The following is a 14,334-nucleotide window of genomic DNA, read 5'->3' on the forward strand; positions in this document are numbered from 1 at the left end:
CTGTCGCACGTGGACCGGCCGAATCAGGCCTCGGTACGCGCCTCGGCGTTCTCCTCGCCCTCGGCGGCCGGAGCGGTGTCGGCGCCCTCGGACGACTCGGTGACCTCGCCGACCTCGGCCTCGGCCTCCTCGGTGGCCTCCTCGACCTCGGGCAGGGTGGCCTCGAGCTGCTCGGCGGTCGGCGCAGCGGTCACCGTGGCGACCGGCAGCTCCGGGTCGGCGGCCAGCTCGACACCGGCCGGCAGCTTCACGTCGCCGGCGGTGACCTGGGCGCCCGCCTCGGCGCCCTCGATCGACGCCTCCAGGTGGTCCGGCACGCGGGTGGCGTCCGCGGTCACCGAGAGGGTGTCGTGGTCGTGCACGATCAGCGTGTCCTTCGCGGCCTCACCGGTCAGCTCGACCGGGACCTCGACGGTGACCTTCTCGCCCCGGCGGACGAGCAGCAGGTCGACGTGCTCGAAGGTGTCCTTGATCGGGTCACGCTGGATCGCCTTCGGAAGCGCCAGCACCTGGGTGCCGTCGCTCACCTCGATGGCGAAGAGCTGGTTCGCGCCACCCTTGCGGATCGCGGCCGCGAACTCGCGGGCCGGCAGCGCGATGTGCTTCGGCTTCTCGCCGTGGCCGTACAGCACGGCGGGCACCTTGCCGGCCCGGCGGGTACGACGGGCACCACCCTTGCCGAACTCGGTGCGGGGCTCGGCGCTGATCTTTACCTCGGACACGGGGAAACTCCTGATGCTTCGCTGCGGCGGCTTGTCGTCTTGCGGTGCTGGGGCGAGGGGCTCGCTGGGGCTCATGCGTCATGAACGACTGCCCGGAGCACCGCGTCGATGACGGTGCTTCCGTGCGGCGCTTCCTCAGCGGCCCGCCGGGCACCCTCGCCGTGGCAACCGCACCAGTCTACCCGAGCGGATTCCCGCCCCTCCGCCAGTCCCCGCCTCCCCGCACCCGGGCCCCGGGGGCCCACCGCCGGGCGACGGGACGGCCCGCCGGGCAGCGCGAACGGCAGGCCGCCGGACCACCCGGAGGCGTCCCGCCGGACGGCCCGGACGATGGCCCGCCGGACGGCAGGACGCCGCCTCCGACGGACTCCTTGAGTGGCGGCCCGTCGACGGCGGGCCGTGCCGAGCCGCCGGACCGCCCTCAGGATCCCGGTCGGACCGTCAGCTCAGGCCACCGAACAGGGTCGTCACCGAGCCGTCGTCGAAGACCTCCCGGATCGCCCGGGCCAGCAGCGGCGCGATCGACAGGACGGTGATCTTGTCGAGCTGCTTCTCCGGAGGCAGCGGCAGCGTGTTCGTGACCACGACCTCGCTGATCGGGCTGTTCTTCAACCGCTCGGTCGCCGGGTCGCTGAGCAACGCGTGGGTCGACGCGACGATCACGTCGTCGGCGCCGGACTCGCGCAGGATGTCCGCCGCACGGCAGATCGTGCCACCCGTGTCGATCATGTCGTCGACGATGAGGCACACCCGGCCCTCCACGTCACCGACCACGCGGTTCGCCACCACCTGGTTCGGCTTCAGCGGATCCCGCGTCTTGTGGATGAACGCCAGCGGGCAGCCACCCAGCCGGTCCGTCCACCGCTCGGCGACCCGCACCCGGCCCGAGTCCGGCGCGACCACCGTGAGCGGCCGGCCCGCGTACTGGCGCTCCACGTACTCGGCCAGCACGTCCATGGCGAACAGGTGGTCCACCGGGCCGTCGAAGAAGCCCTGGATCTGCGCGGTGTGCAGGTCCACGGTCAGGATGCGGTTCGCGCCCGCCGTCTTCAGCAGGTCGGCGATCAGCCGCGCCGAGATGGGCTCCCGCCCGCGGTGCTTCTTGTCCTGCCGCGAGTACGGGTAGAACGGCAGGACGACCGTGATCCGCTTGGCCGAGCCGCGCTTCAGCGCGTCGATCATGATGAGGGTCTCCATGACCCAGGTGTTCACGCCGTGCGTGACGGACTGCACCACGAAGGCGTCCGAACCACGCACGGAATCCCGGTACCGTACGAAGATCTCGCCGTTGGCGAACTCGTACGCGTCGGCCGGCGTCGGCGCGACGCCGAGCACCTCGCCGATCTCCTTGGCCAGCTCCGGAAAGCCACGTCCGGTGAAGAGCATCAGGCTCTTGCGGTTTTCGGCGACGATGCTGCCCATGGGCCCGTCTGCTCCCGTTGGTCGGTTTTGCCCGGCACGGTGGTGGTGGGCCGGGGACTAGTCGGTTGCAGTATCTCCCCCACGGGATTCCCCGCCCAGTGCGTGGTCATCCCCGTGGATTGCCTCACCTTCGCTTGCCGCCGCGGCACCCGACGACGCACCCTCCGCGGCCCGCAGCGCCCGCTCGGCCGCCTCCGCGGACACCGTGCCCGGGCGCTTGCGAGCCACCCAGCCCTCGATGGCACGCTGCGGCGCCCGGGTCACCCCCAGCGCACCCGGCGGCACGTCCTGGGTGATCGCGCTCCCCGCCGCCACGTACGCCCCGGCGCCCACCTCGACCGGCGCGATCAGGCTCGTGTCGCAGCCGATGAACGCGCCCTCGCCGACGACCGTCCGGTTCTTGTTCACCCCGTCGTAGTTCACGAAGATCGTCGCCGCGCCGATGTTGGCCTTCGCGCCGATCGTCGCGTCACCCACGTACGACAGGTGCGGCACCTTGGCGCCCGGGCCGACCTCGGAGTTCTTCACCTCGACGAACGTGCCGACCTTCGCCTTCCCGGCCAGCCGGGCGGCCGGCCGCAGGTACGCGTACGGGCCCACGCTGGCCCCCGGACCGACCTCGGCGCCCACCGCGTGGCTGCGCAGCACGGTGGCGCCCTCGCCGACCACGGTGTCGACGAGCGTCACGTCCGGCCCCACCACGGCGCCGGAGCCCACGACCGTGGCCCCGCGCAGCTGGGTGTTCTGGTCGACCACCGCGTCCCGGTCCAGCGCGACCGTCACGTCGATCCAGGTGGTCTCGGGGTCGAGCAGGCTCACCCCGGTGCGCATCCACCCCTCGTTGATCCGGTCGCGCAGCAGCCGGCGCAGGGCCGCCAGCTCCACCCGGTCGTTGCAGCCCAGCGTCTCCACATGGTCCGGCGCGACGTGCACCGCCACCGGCTCGCCCGCGGAGTTCAGCAGGCCGAAGACGTCGGTGAGGTACTCCTCGCCCTGGTCGTTGTCGGTCGACAGCTTGCCGAGCGCGTCACGCAGCCGGACCACGTCGAACGCGTAGCTGCCCGCGTTGATCTCCCGGATGGCCCGCTGCGCCGGCGTGGCGTCCCGCTCCTCGACGATCTGCTCCAGGCGGCCGTCGGCGGCCCGCACGATCCGGCCCAGGCCGGTGGGGTCGGGCACCTCGGCGGCGAGCACCGTCGCGGCGGCGCCGGCCTGCTCGTGCGCGTGCACGAGGGCGCTCACCGTCTCGGGACGGAGCAGGGGCACGTCCCCGTTGATGACGACCACCGTGCCGGTGGCGTCCGGGACGGCCTCCAACGCGATCCGCACCGCGTGACCGGTGCCGAGCTGCTCGGCCTGGAGCACCGGGATGGCGTCCGGCGCGATCTCGGCGAGGTGCGCGCGGACCTGGTCGGCACCGTGACCGACCACCACCACGGTGCGGTCCGCTTCCAGCGGCGCCGCCGCGCTCAGGACGTGCCCGAGCAGGGTACGGCCGAGCAGCGGGTGCAGGACCTTCGGCAACGCCGACTTCATCCGCTTGCCCTCACCGGCGGCGAGCACGACAACGGTGCGGAGGTGGGGCTGGGACACGAGTGGCTCCCGTCGGGACGGCGACACTGTCGCGGCCATGCTAACCAGACGTCGACCGAGGACTGGCACGGCCTTGACGAATGGTTGAAGCTGCCTGAGCTGGGGTGCCTGGATTCGAACCAGGAGCTCAAGGCTCCAAAGGCCTGCGGGTTGCCGTTACCCCACACCCCATTGAATGTCAAGCATCGCGGTCCGTTTCTTCAACGCCCGCGCCGGCCGCTCTTTCGAACAGCTCGGCGATCATACCTTCGATTCGCCAGTAGAGCTCGCGACTACGCGGCACCGTGATCACGAGACATCCGTGATAGTCGGTGCCGGTGTTGCGCCGGACGGTGGACGGGTTGTGTCTCTTCAGGGTCGGCCGGCGGAAGCGGTCGGCCGGCAGCCCGAGCCGCCCGGCCCACCAGCTGGTCGCGGCCTCGGCGTCGGCGCTCTCGTGGATGCTCACCCGGTAGCTCGGCACCGACGGGTCGACACCGCAGGCCGCCAGGAAGCGCAGGAACAGCGCCAGCAGTCCAGGGTCGCTGTTGATGAACTGGACGTGGTCGTCCCGGCGCCACGGCTTCGACTTCGCGCCCTCGCACCAGTAGATCGCCGCGCCGAGCAGCAGCAGATCCCGCTCGCCGAGTGGGCCCACCACCCTGGCGGCCGCCGCGTGCTGTCTGGCCCGGGCGGCGTCCCGCTCCGCCCGGTGCGCGGTCCAGCGCGCCTCCGACATCGCCTTCGCGTGCGCCTTCCGGCGCTGCCGGACGGCGTCGTCCTCCACCGAAGCCGGCACGTCCCGTACCCACTGGTACGCCGTCGACTTCGCCACCCCGACGCACGCGGCGATCTCGGCTAGCGAGCAGCCGCTCGCGCGGAGCTCGATCGCCCGGCGACGCAGGTCGTCCCTGGCGTTGGGACGACGTGTCCACTCCGGTGGCGGAACTCCACGCAGCAACTCGTAGACCCGGTTGCGGCCCACCCCGGTCCGCGCCCTGATCTCGCGGACGGAAAGCCCCTCGACGGTGCGCAGCCGGCGCACCTCGGAAGCGAGTGGGTCCGTCATGCATCGAACGCTAGGACGTGGGTACGACGAACCCCGACTCGTGAACTTCCCCGTGCGATCTACGGTTCCGTAAGTTACGGTGACGTAGGCGTAGCTTTCAGATCGTCCTCTTCCCCTTGCTGTGAGGTGTCATGTCGACCGCTCTCCTCGAACCGAAGGCCTCCGGACCCGGACCAAAGCCACTGACCCAGGGCAGCCAGTCGCCCGGGATCCTCGTCGCCCTCTGGGCGTTCGTGGTGATCCCGTTCGCGGCGTTGATCGCCGCCGTGCCCATGGCCTGGGGCGGCTGGTTGAGCTGGACCGACGTCGGAATCGCCGCGTTCTGGTACGTGATCTCCGGGCTCGGTGTGACGGTCGGGTACCACCGCTACTTCACCCACGGCTCGTTCAAGGCGCGCCGCTGGCTGCGCGTCGGGCTGGCGGTCTCCGGCTCGCTCTCCGTCCAGGGCGAGATCATCCAGTGGGTGGCCGACCACCGGCGCCACCACGCCTTCTCCGACCTGGAGGGCGACCCGCACTCCCCGTGGCGCTTCGGCGAGAGCGTCTGGGGCCTGACCCGGGGCATGTTCCACGCACACGTCGGCTGGATGTTCAACCGGGAGATGTCCAACCGGGAGCGCTTCGCGCCCGACCTCCTCGCCGACAAGGACATCCGCCGGGTCGACAGCCTCTTCCCGCTGATGGTGGCGATCTCGTTGCTCGGCCCCGCGGTGATGGGTGGCCTGCTGACCTGGTCGTGGCAGGGCGCGCTCACCGCGTTCTTCTGGGGTGGCCTGGTCCGCGTCGCCCTGCTGCACCACGTCACCTGGGCGATCAACTCGGTGTGCCACGTCTACGGCGAGCGCCCCTTCGTCATGCGCAACGGCGACCGGGCCGCGAACTTCTGGCCGCTGGCGATCCTGTCCTTCGGCGAGAGCTGGCACAACCTGCACCACGCCGACCCGACCTGCGCGCGGCACGGCGTCCTGCGCGGCCAGGTCGACATCTCGGCCCGGGTGATCTGGTTCTTCGAGAAGCTCGGCGCGGCGTACGACGTCCGCTGGCCGAAGCCGGAGCGGATCGCGGCGAAGATGGTGTCACCGGCGGCGCCGTAATGCGGGCGATGCACCCCCCGGTTACCTGGCAGTATGTCCGGATGACCGAACAAGGTGGGGGGCTTGCCGCGCGGCACGGAGACACGGGGGCCGGGCCCGAGGCGGGTACGGTCGGACGACGCGACAGCGTCTTCCGGCCGTACGCCAGTGAGGCGGCGAGGTGAACGGGCACAGCGGAGGAACCATCCCACGGCAGGGCGTCACCGAGCGCCAGCGAGGTGACGAGATGGCGGATGTCCCGGGCAAGGACGGCGGCCGGCGACGGTCGAGCGCCGCGGCGGCTGGCAAGTCGTCCCGCGTACGCATGTCGGCGGCCCAGCGTCGGGAGCAGCTGATCCTGATCGGGCGACAGTTGTTCGCCGAGCGCGGGTTCGACGCGACGTCCGTCGAGGAGGTGGCGGCCCGGGCGAAGGTCTCCAAGCCGGTGGTCTACGAGCACTTCGGCGGCAAGGAGGGGCTGTACGCGGTGGTGGTGGACCGGGAGGTCCGGGCGCTGCTGGACCGGGTCACCACGGCGCTCACCGCCGGCCATCCGCGGGAGCTGCTGGAGCAGGCGGCGATGGCCCTGCTCAGCTACATCGAGGAGGAGACCAGCGGGTTCCGGGTGCTGGTCCGGGAGTCGCCGCTGATGTCGGCGACGGGCAACTTCAGCAGCGTCCTCAACGACGTGGCGCACCAGGTCGAGCACATCCTGGGCGCCGAGTTCAAGAGCCGTGGGTACGACCCGAAGCTGGCCGAGCTCTACGCGCAGGCGCTGGTCGGCATGGTGGCGTTGACCGGCCGCTGGTGGCTGGAGGTCCGCAAGCCGCGCAAGGAGACGGTGGCGGCGCACCTGGTGAACCTGGCGTGGAACGGGCTGTCGCACCTGGAGTCGAAGCCCACGCTCATCACGTCCCGAGGTCGCTGACCGTCCTGGCCGCCGTCCGCCGCGCCGGCGGTGCGGAGCCGGGTCAGCGGCGGGTGTGCGCCTCGGAGACGGGGTGGTTGCGCCGGTTCCGCTCCTCGTCGGCGTGCTCCGGCGTACCGATCTTGTCGTAGAGCCCGGTGCCGAGGAGCACCAGGCCGAAGATCATCGAGACGATCACCGTCGACATCGAGAAGTTCAGGATGTTGGCCTCGGTCTGCAGCACGGCCATCATGAGGATGCTGACGACCAGGAAGACGATGCCGGCGGTCAGGTTCATGTAGTGGCCGAGGTTGGTCCGGCGGGACGCGCCGATCAGCAGGAAGGCGCCGAAGATCACCGACGCGATCGAGAACGCGAGGTTGGTGCGGAGCCCGAGCACCCAGTGGCTGCCCCGGCCGAACAGGGATTCACCGGCGGTCTGTGCGACGCCCCAGACGCCGAAGACGAGGATGTAGAGCCCGATGAGTCCGGAGAGGACCCGGTAGATCGGCCGCGCCGGATGGTTCACCGGGAAGTGCGCCATGGAGCCTCTCCTCCGCCCGTGATGACCGGTTCCGGAGGATTGTCGCGCGCGGAGGTGCCAACTGTCCGCCGAACCGCCGAGCCGGCCGGCGGGGACGGTCGGACCGGCGGGCCGGCGCGCGACGGGGATGGTCGGCGGCACGAGCGGGGCCACAGACGGGTTTCGCCGGAGCCCGACCTGCGGAACGGGCATGACCGCCCGGAGCAGGTCGGGCTCCGGCGAAACGTAAGGCGTGACCGGAGGGCGTGACGGATCAGAGCACGAGGCGGGCCTTCTGCCAGGCGTCCCGCTCCTCGTCGGTGCCGACCTTGCCGTACATGCCGACCAGCAGCAGGACCAGGCCGAGGACCATGATGACGATGACCGTGGGGATGCTGAAGTTGAAGATGTTCGCCTCGGTCCGGAGGAAGGCGAGCCCGGCGAGGCCGACGGCCATCAGCAGGTACGACAGCCACTGGTTGATCATCACGTCGATGTTGCGCCCGAGCAGGGTGCCGGCCAGCACCAGGATCCCGAGCAGGACGCTGACCAGCGAGAAGCCGAGGTTCGTGCCCTGGCCGAGGACCCGGGTGTCGTCCTGGGCGAGGACGTCGTTGCCCGCGCACGTGATGATGCCGAGCACACCGAAGAGCACGAGGTACAGACCGGCCAGCCCGCCGATCGCCCGGTAGATCGGCCGCGCGGGGTGGTTGACGGGGGTGTGCATGTCTGAGTCTCCAAGGCCGTTCGGTTGAGGGTCGACCATGATTCTCGCCTACGTCTGGGTGTGACGCCGCACACGGGGGCCCCACCTGCGCGTCCGGTCGGTGGTGGGCGACGGCGTCAGTCGGCGGGCAGCTGTTCGGCGAGGGCGAGCCACGCCTCCTCGGTGCGCTCCCGTTCGGCCCGCAGGTCCTTGAGCTGGCCGTCCAGCTCGGCGACCTTCGCGTAGTCGGTGGCGTGCTCGGCGAGCTGGTCGAGAAGCCCGGCCTCGCGCTGTTCGAGTTTGCTGATCTGCCGCTCCAGCCGGGTCAGTTCCTTGCGTGCCTGGCGTACCTCGGCCGCGGAGAGGCCGGTGCGGGCCGGGGTCTCCGGGGTCGTCGGTGGCACCGCTTCGGCGGCGGCGGAGCCGGGCTGGGTGGCGGCGCGGGCGAGGTACTCGTCGATCCCGCCGGGCAGGTGCACGAGACGGCCGTCGCCGAACAGCCCGTACACGACGTCGGTGACCCGCTCGATGAGGTAGCGGTCGTGGCTGGCCACGATCAGCGTGCCCGGCCAGGAGTCGAGCAGGTCCTCCAGCGCCGCGAGGGTGTCGGTGTCGAGGTCGTTGGTGGGCTCGTCGAAGAGGAGGACGTTCGGCTCGCCGGCGAGCAGGCGGAGCATCTGCAACCGGCGGCGCTCCCCGCCGGAGAGGTCGCTGACCGGCGTCCAGAGCCGCCGGTCGTCGAAGCCGAAGATCTCGGCGAGCTGGGCGGCGGAGATCTCCCGGTCGCCGAGCTGCACCCGGCGGGCCACCTCCTCGACGGCCTCGAGCACGCGCAGTTGGCCGGGCAGCTCGGCCAGTTCCTGGGAGAGGAACGCCGGCCGCACGGTGGAGCCGGTGACGAACCGGCCGGCCTGCGGGCGGGTGACACCGGCGAGCATCCGCAGCAGCGTCGTCTTGCCGGCGCCGTTCGCACCGAGGATGGCGATCCGGTCGCCGGGGCCGACCTGCCAGGTGACGTCGCGCAGGATCTCCTTCGGCCCGGCGTGCAGGGTGACGCCCTCCAGGTCGTACACCTGCTTGCCGAGGCGGGCGGTGGCGAGCCGTTGCAGCGACATGGTGTCGCGCGGCGGCGGGACGTCGGCGATGAGCGCGTTGGCGGCCTCGATGCGGAAGCGCGGCTTGGAGGTGCGGGCCGGCGCGCCCCGGCGCAGCCAGGCGATCTCCTTGCGGAGCAGGTTCTGCCGGCGGGCCTCGGTGGCGGCGGCGACCCGTTCCCGCTCGGCCCGGGCCAGTGTCCAGGCCGCGAAGCCGCCCTCGTAGGACCGGACGGTCTGGTCGGCGACCTCCCAGGTGGTGGTGCAGACGGCGTCGAGGAACCAGCGGTCGTGGGTGACGACGACGACGGCGCCCTTGCGGCCGAGCAGGTGCCGGGCCAGCCAGTCGACGCCGCCGACGTCGAGGTGGTTGGTGGGCTCGTCGAGGATCAGCAGGTCGGAGTCGCGCACCAGCAGGGCGGCGAGCGCCACCCGGCGGCGTTCGCCGCCGGACATGGGGCCGACGGGCTGGTCGAGGCCGAGGTGCGGCATGCCGAGGCCGTCGAGGATGGCCCGGACGCCCGCGTCGCCGGCCCACTCGTGCTCGGCGCCCATGCTCTCGTCGAGCCACTCGGTGCCCAGGACGACGTCCCGGACGGTGGCGTCCGGGGACAGCGTGAGGTTCTGCGGCAGCCAGGCGACCCGCAGGTCGCGGCGGTGGGTGACGCGGCCGTCGTCCGGCGCCTCGGTGCGGGTGAGCAGGCGGAGCAGGGTGGACTTGCCGGCGCCGTTGAGGCCGACCACGCCGACGCGGTCGGCGTCGTCGAGGCCGAGCGAGACGTCGGTGAGCAGCTGCCCGGCCGCCCCGTAGCCCTTGGACACCCGGTCCAGGTTGACGATGTTGGCCACGACCTACCTTCCATGATCAAGGCGTCCGGTGCCGGCGGGCACGGGACGCCTGGCCTTCCAGGGTACGCGGACAGGCCCGGTGGGGTGCCCGGCGACGGTCCGGCCGGGATGTTCAGACGATGCGCGCGCCGGCCACCGGGCCGTGTGCCACCCGGACCTCGCGGCACACGCCGGCCGCCGTCAGGTCACGCGCGAGGCCGCGGGCGTGCGCCTCGTCGGCGGCCAGGAAGACGCAGGTCGGCCCGGAGCCGGAGACGATGCCGGCGAGCGCGCCGGCCGCCTCGCCCGCCTTGAGGGTGTCGGCGAGCGCCGGGCGCATGGCGAGCGCCGCGTCCTGGAGGTCGTTGCCGAGCGCGGCGGCGAGCACCCGCGGGTCCCGCTGGCGCAGCGCGGCGAGCAGCGCGTCCGTGCTGCCCAGCGGCGGGCCGGCCGTGCCGGCCTCGCGGAGCCGGTCCAGCTCGCGGTAGGCGGCGGGAGTGGAGAGGCCGCCGTCGGCGATGCCGACCACCCAGTGCCAGGAGGTGGGGCGGGCCAGGACGGGGCTGACTGCCTCGCCGCGGCCGGTGCCCAGCGCCGTGCCGCCGTGGATGAGGAACGGCACGTCCGAGCCGAGGTCGGCGGCGATGCCGGCCAGTTCCTCGCGGGAGAGCCGGGTGCCCCAGAGCGCGTCGCAGGCGACGAGGGTGGCGGCCGCGTCGGCGCTGCCGCCGGCCAGCCCGCCGGCGAGCGGGATCTGCTTGCGCAGGTGCAGCCGGGCGTGCGGGAGCACGCCGGCGTACCCGGCGAGCGCGTGGGCGGCCCGGATCACCAGGTTGGAGTCGTCGAGGGCCAGTTCGCCGGCGCCCTCACCCTCCATCGTGAGGGTGAGGGTGTCGCCGGGGCGGGCGGTCAGCTCGTCGTAGATGGAGATCGCGTGGTAGACGGTGTTCAGCTCGTGGTAGCCGTCGCGGCGCAGCGGGCCCACCCCGAGGTGCAGGTTGACCTTCGCCGGCACGCGCACCTTCACCGGCCCGCCGGCTCCGCGCCGCCCGTCCTCGCCGTCCGGTCGCCAGGCCTCGGTCACGGTGCGGTGTCTCGCACGTGCGGGCGGGCGTCCAACGGCTTCTCCACGATCAGTTCCTCGGCGGGCACGGCCTCAGCCTACTTCGGGGCGGCGGGGACGGCCGGAGCCGACGCGGCGATGGCGGCGAACTGTTCGACGGTGAGCGACTCTCCCCGCGCGCCGGGGTCCACGCCGGCGGCGGTGAGCGTGGCGGCGGCCCGGTCGGCGCCGCCGGCCCAGCCGGCCAGGGCCGCGCGCAGGGTCTTGCGCCGCTGGGCGAACGCCGCGTCGACCACCGCGAACACCTGCTCGCGGGCCACGTCGGGCCGGGGCGGTTCCCGCCGGGTGAAGGCGACCAAGCCGGAGTCGACGTTCGGCACCGGCCAGAAGACGTTCGGGGGTACGCGGCCGGCGGCCCGGGCGCGGGCGTACCAGGCGAGCTTGACCGACGGGACGCCGTACACCTTGGAGCCGGGACCGGCGACCAGCCGGTCGGCGACCTCCTTCTGCACCATGACCAGGCCGTGCCGCAGGCCGGGCAGTTCGGCGAGCAGGTGCAGCACCACGGGCACGGCGACGTTGTACGGCAGGTTCGCCACCAGCGCGGTGGGCGGCGGGTCGGCCAGGTCGGCGGCGGTGACGCGCAGCGCGTCGGCGTGGTGCACGGTGAGGCGCGCGGCGTCCGGGCCGGCGTGCCGCGCCGCGGTCTCGGGGAGCGCGCCGGCCAGCACCGGGTCGATCTCCACGGCGTGCACGTGGGCGGCGACCGGGAGCAGGGCCAGGGTGAGCGAGCCGAGCCCGGGGCCGACCTCCAGCGCCACGTCGTCGGGGGCGAGACCGGCCGTGGTGACGATCCGCCGCACCGTGTTCGGGTCGTGCACGAAGTTCTGCCCGAGCTTCTTGGTGGGTGCGACGCCCAGCCGGGCGGCGAGGTCCCGGATCTCCGCCGGGCCGAGGAGACCGGTCATGGGCAGCAGCGTAGGCGGGGAGCGGGCGCGAGCGGCGCGCACCCCGGCCGTCGCCGGGGCGGCGTCACCACGGCCCGAACACCCGGTCGCCCGTCGCGGAGATGGCGGCGCAGAGGTCGTCGAGGTCGGCGCCGGTGGTCGCGGCGAGCGACCGCACGGTGAGCGGGATGAGGTACGACGCGTTGGGCCGGCCCCGGTGCGGCGTGGGCGTGAGGTACGGGGCGTCGGTCTCGACGAGGATCTGGTCGAGCGGGGTCACGGCGGCGGCCTCGCGCAGCGCGTTGGCGCTCGCGAAGGTGACCGTTCCGGCGAAGCTCAGCAGGTAGCCGCGGCGTACGCACTCGGTGGCGAACTCGGCGTCGCCGGAGAAGCAGTGCAGCACCACCGTCTCGGGCGCGCCCTCGTCATCGAGGACGCGCAGCACGTCGGCGTGCGCGTCGCGGTCGTGGATGACCAGCGCCTTGCCGTACCGCTTGGCGATGGCGATGTGCGCCCGGAAGCTCTCCTCCTGGGCGGCGCGGCCCTCGTCGCCGGTGCGGAAGAAGTCCATGCCGGTCTCGCCGATGCCGCGCACCCGGTCGTGGGCGGCGAGCGCCTCGATCTCGCGCAGCGCCTCGTCGAGGTCGGGCAGGCGGGGGGCGTCGTTCGGGTGCAGGGCCACGGTGGCGACCACCGCCGGGTAGCGTGCCGCGACCTCCACCCCCCAACGGGAGGACGGGACGTCCACGCCCACCTGCACGAGGCGGTCCACGCCGACCCGGGTGGCGACCTCGACGGCCGCGGCGACGGGGTCGTCGGCGGTGCCGCCGCCGGGGACGCCGGCCTCGCTGACGGTGATGTCCAGGTGGGTGTGGCTGTCGAGCACCGGGCGGGGCAGGGGCTCCGGCGCGGGCGGGAACTCCCCCGCCCGGCGGGCGGCCCGGGCGCGGCGGGACTCGGTCCGGTCGGTCGTCTGTTCGGTTGGCTCGGTCATCACCCAAAGGATCACACACCGTGCCGGGCCATCCGCCCGCCACCTGCTGTTCACCTCGGCTACCCGGAGCGACTCTACGGTCGCCGGATGAGCGACCGGACCGGGCTGCGGGTGGCGTACGGCGGTGCCGTCTACCCGGCCGAGGAGATCGTCCGGGGCGCCGCGTACGAGCTGTTCAGCGCCGACGAGGTGGCCGGGTTCGAGTGGTCGCCCCGGCCCGGCTCGGCCCTGCCGTGGCGGCGTTTTGTGCACGTCACGGAAATCGACGCGGTGCACGGAGCCCCCGAGGCGTCGGAGGAGCCGGAGGCGCCGCTCATGATGCCGGTGCACCGCGAGCGCGGCTGGGCGTACGTGCACCAGCTCAGCCAGCGGCCCGACGCGGCCGGCGACCCCGTGCTCGCCGCGGTGCGCGGCTCGGCGGTGGTCCGGCGGGGCACCCGGATGGTGAAGATACTGTCGGCGCGGCAGCTCGCCGGGTACGTGCGGGGCTGGTTGCCGCACGGCTTCTGCTACCGGGAACACGACGTGGCGCACCTGCGTACGCCGGCGGCCACGACCGTGCTGCGCACGGACGGGGAGACCGGCCGCGACGGCATGGACGTGGCGTACGCCCTGCGGTGGCGGGCCGCCGACCCGGTCGACTACGAGGTGCCGGCGGGCGAGGCGCACCTCGGCCTCACGGCGCTCGCGCCCCGGGACCGGGCGGGCCCGCCCGTGCTCGGCACCGGCTTCGTGCCCTCCAGCACCCACCTGGTCCCGGAGTTCGTCACCCGCGACTTCGCCGACCTGCCGATGCCGGCGAACGCCACCCTCGTGGCCTACCCGGCCGAGGGGGTCGAGGTGGTGCTCTACACCTACCAGGCCGAGCAGCGGGGCTGGCTGCGGATGGTCGGGCCGCAGTGGCGGCACCTGCTCGCCGCGGTCCCTGGGCTGTCGCCCGACCAGGAGTACGTGCCGACCGGGGACGTCGCCCGCTCCACCCACCTCGTCGGCACGTACGGCGGGAACGAGTACGAGGCGGTGGCCGACCTGCCCGGCGGGTTCCGGGTGCTCGCCATGACGCGGGCCGCCCGGTACCCGGTGGAGACGGTGGCCCGGCGGTTGCGGCTCGCGGAGTGGCGGGGCGCGGCGTGCGTCGTGCTGCGGGAGGAGGCGGGCTGGCTGCGGGTGCGGCTGCGGCGGCCGGATCCGGACACCGTGGCCGCCACCGGGGCGCAGTGCCACGACCGGGGCGTGTACGAGACGTGGGCGCCCGGCGCGGAGGTGACCGACGACCGGGTGGTGGACGTCCGCTACCCGCTCTGACGGGAGCCCGCCGGCGGGCGGGGTGACGCGGCGTGACGGGGGCATATCGGCGCATCGGACGGGAATGCGCCGGGGCGAGGAGAGAACCGAGCCCGATTCAGGAGAAGAG

Annotated in this window: 13 protein-coding genes and 1 tRNA gene; 3 read left to right on the plus strand and 11 right to left on the minus strand. The window is 73.1% G+C overall.

Going from position 1 to position 14,334, the window contains the following annotated elements:
• Nucleotides 1–23: 23 nt before the first annotated feature.
• The 5 genes from OG994_RS20945 to OG994_RS20965 form a co-directional block, all read right to left on the minus strand.
• A complete protein-coding gene (locus OG994_RS20945) occupies nt 24–722 on the minus strand; it encodes a 50S ribosomal protein L25/general stress protein Ctc (RefSeq protein WP_120327550.1) in 699 nt (232 codons plus the stop codon).
• Between the two features lie 441 nt (nt 723–1,163).
• Entirely contained in the window at nt 1,164–2,144 is a 981-nt protein-coding gene (locus OG994_RS20950; protein ID WP_120327549.1) for a ribose-phosphate diphosphokinase, read from the minus strand.
• Between the two features lie 57 nt (nt 2,145–2,201).
• A complete protein-coding gene (glmU, locus tag OG994_RS20955; RefSeq protein WP_328850703.1) occupies nt 2,202–3,776 on the minus strand; it encodes a bifunctional UDP-N-acetylglucosamine diphosphorylase/glucosamine-1-phosphate N-acetyltransferase GlmU in 1,575 nt (524 codons plus the stop codon).
• A 60-nt stretch (nt 3,777–3,836) separates the two neighbouring features.
• Nucleotides 3,837–3,908, minus strand: a tRNA-Gln gene (locus OG994_RS20960).
• Between the two features lie 7 nt (nt 3,909–3,915).
• Nucleotides 3,916–4,785 (minus strand): helix-turn-helix domain-containing protein, encoded by an 870-nt coding sequence (locus tag OG994_RS20965; protein ID WP_328850704.1) that lies wholly within the window; start codon nt 4,783–4,785, stop codon nt 3,916–3,918.
• Nucleotides 4,786–4,916: 131 nt separating this feature from the next.
• Here OG994_RS20965 and OG994_RS20970 point away from each other — a divergent pair, with 131 nt between their 5' ends.
• On the plus strand, nt 4,917–5,879 hold the full coding sequence (locus tag OG994_RS20970; RefSeq protein WP_120327546.1) for an acyl-CoA desaturase: 963 nt from the start codon (nt 4,917–4,919) through the stop codon (nt 5,877–5,879).
• A gap of 226 nt (nt 5,880–6,105) precedes the next feature.
• Nucleotides 6,106–6,786 carry a TetR/AcrR family transcriptional regulator gene (locus OG994_RS20975; protein WP_120327545.1) on the plus strand — a complete coding sequence of 227 codons (681 nt, stop codon included), beginning with the start codon at nt 6,106–6,108 and terminating at the stop codon, nt 6,784–6,786.
• A 43-nt stretch (nt 6,787–6,829) separates the two neighbouring features.
• Here OG994_RS20975 and OG994_RS20980 read toward each other — a convergent pair whose 3' ends face one another.
• From OG994_RS20980 to OG994_RS21005, 6 genes are all read right to left on the minus strand, one after another.
• Nucleotides 6,830–7,309: a DUF4383 domain-containing protein gene (locus OG994_RS20980; protein ID WP_120327544.1), complete on the minus strand. Its 480-nt coding sequence runs from the start codon at nt 7,307–7,309 to the stop codon at nt 6,830–6,832.
• Between the two features lie 253 nt (nt 7,310–7,562).
• On the minus strand, nt 7,563–8,015 hold the full coding sequence (locus OG994_RS20985; RefSeq protein ID WP_120327543.1) for a DUF4383 domain-containing protein: 453 nt from the start codon (nt 8,013–8,015) through the stop codon (nt 7,563–7,565).
• Nucleotides 8,016–8,131: 116 nt separating this feature from the next.
• The gene (locus tag OG994_RS20990; protein WP_328850705.1) at nt 8,132–9,937 is read right to left on the minus strand and encodes an ABC-F family ATP-binding cassette domain-containing protein; all 1,806 of its coding nucleotides are present in this window, start codon (nt 9,935–9,937) and stop codon (nt 8,132–8,134) included.
• 112 nt (nt 9,938–10,049) lie between these two features.
• Entirely contained in the window at nt 10,050–11,000 is a 951-nt protein-coding gene (locus OG994_RS20995) for a 4-(cytidine 5'-diphospho)-2-C-methyl-D-erythritol kinase (RefSeq protein WP_328850706.1), read from the minus strand.
• Nucleotides 11,001–11,077: 77 nt separating this feature from the next.
• A complete protein-coding gene (rsmA, locus tag OG994_RS21000; RefSeq protein ID WP_328850707.1) occupies nt 11,078–11,947 on the minus strand; it encodes a 16S rRNA (adenine(1518)-N(6)/adenine(1519)-N(6))-dimethyltransferase RsmA in 870 nt (289 codons plus the stop codon).
• A gap of 64 nt (nt 11,948–12,011) precedes the next feature.
• The gene (locus OG994_RS21005; protein WP_328850708.1) at nt 12,012–12,920 is read right to left on the minus strand and encodes a TatD family hydrolase; all 909 of its coding nucleotides are present in this window, start codon (nt 12,918–12,920) and stop codon (nt 12,012–12,014) included.
• 87 nt (nt 12,921–13,007) lie between these two features.
• Between OG994_RS21005 and OG994_RS21010 the strand changes: the two genes are divergently transcribed.
• On the plus strand, nt 13,008–14,225 hold the full coding sequence (locus OG994_RS21010; RefSeq protein WP_328850709.1) for a hypothetical protein: 1,218 nt from the start codon (nt 13,008–13,010) through the stop codon (nt 14,223–14,225).
• Nucleotides 14,226–14,334: the final 109 nt, after the last annotated feature.

Source organism: Micromonospora globbae (assembly GCF_036184225.1).
GTDB classification, from domain to species: Bacteria; Actinomycetota; Actinomycetes; order Mycobacteriales; family Micromonosporaceae; genus Micromonospora; species Micromonospora globbae.

Coding starts and splice junctions, on each gene's coding strand:
- OG994_RS20965 (WP_328850704.1), bottom strand. CDS start 4,785: ATGACGGACCCACTCGCTTCCGAGGTGCGCCGGCTGCGCACCGTCGAG.
- OG994_RS20975 (WP_120327545.1), top strand. CDS start 6,106: ATGGCGGATGTCCCGGGCAAGGACGGCGGCCGGCGACGGTCGAGCGCC.
- OG994_RS20970 (WP_120327546.1), top strand. CDS start 4,917: ATGTCGACCGCTCTCCTCGAACCGAAGGCCTCCGGACCCGGACCAAAG.
- OG994_RS20950 (WP_120327549.1), bottom strand. CDS start 2,144: ATGGGCAGCATCGTCGCCGAAAACCGCAAGAGCCTGATGCTCTTCACC.
- OG994_RS21010 (WP_328850709.1), top strand. CDS start 13,008: ATGAGCGACCGGACCGGGCTGCGGGTGGCGTACGGCGGTGCCGTCTAC.
- OG994_RS20985 (WP_120327543.1), bottom strand. CDS start 8,015: ATGCACACCCCCGTCAACCACCCCGCGCGGCCGATCTACCGGGCGATC.
- OG994_RS20980 (WP_120327544.1), bottom strand. CDS start 7,309: ATGGCGCACTTCCCGGTGAACCATCCGGCGCGGCCGATCTACCGGGTC.
- rsmA (WP_328850707.1), bottom strand. CDS start 11,947: ATGACCGGTCTCCTCGGCCCGGCGGAGATCCGGGACCTCGCCGCCCGG.
- glmU (WP_328850703.1), bottom strand. CDS start 3,776: ATGGCCGCGACAGTGTCGCCGTCCCGACGGGAGCCACTCGTGTCCCAG.
- OG994_RS21005 (WP_328850708.1), bottom strand. CDS start 12,920: ATGACCGAGCCAACCGAACAGACGACCGACCGGACCGAGTCCCGCCGC.